Below are 649 nucleotides of genomic sequence, written 5' to 3' on the forward strand. Positions count from 1 at the left end.
AGAGCGGGTAGCCCTAACAGCTGTATCGTAACTAGCTGGTTTATTACATAATTTGCATCTCTTGCGAGTACACAAATTCGCCTTAGTTTTTAGAATATTCAAGACACTTAATAAAGTGTTTTGAGAACTCAATGTATTATCAGAAAAGGATTAATTTCCCAATAATACGATTTGTAATTAATACAACGACAGACATCATCGTATTAAATACTATCAGCTTTCCAAATTGTTAAAGAACGGGCTAAAAAAAGCCAAAGATAATGGTTAGATTATCTTTGGCATCTCTTAATTGCATATGTCGACTCAACTTATTGAGAAGATGTAAATGGTGGAGCTATGCGGGATCGAACCGCAGACCTCCTGCGTGCAAGGCAGGCGCTCTCCCAGCTGAGCTATAGCCCCATTTACATGCAGTAAAACAAAATACGTTAATACAAAATCTTCGCTTAGGAGAAATGAAGATTTTGGTGGGTCAGAGTGGACTTGAACCACCGACCTCACCCTTATCAGGGGTGCGCTCTAACCAGCTGAGCTACAGACCCAACGTATATTGCTCTTTCTTTCTATCAAGTAATCTGTGTGAACACTCAACAAACATTAAGTTAGTCGTATAGGTAAGGAGGTGATCCAGCCCCAGGTTCCCCTAGGG

General features: G+C 40.4%; 2 tRNA genes. Both read right to left on the bottom strand.

The features are described 5' to 3' along the window. Window positions 1–326: 326 nt before the first annotated feature. Window positions 327–402, bottom strand: a tRNA-Ala gene (locus Q4533_RS19640). Between the two features lie 63 nt (window positions 403–465). Next, window positions 466–542 (bottom strand) — tRNA-Ile (locus Q4533_RS19645). Window positions 543–649: the final 107 nt, after the last annotated feature.

The sequence above is a fragment of the Shewanella sp. 6_MG-2023 genome, assembly GCF_030547195.1.
Taxonomy (GTDB): Bacteria; Pseudomonadota; Gammaproteobacteria; order Enterobacterales; family Shewanellaceae; genus Shewanella.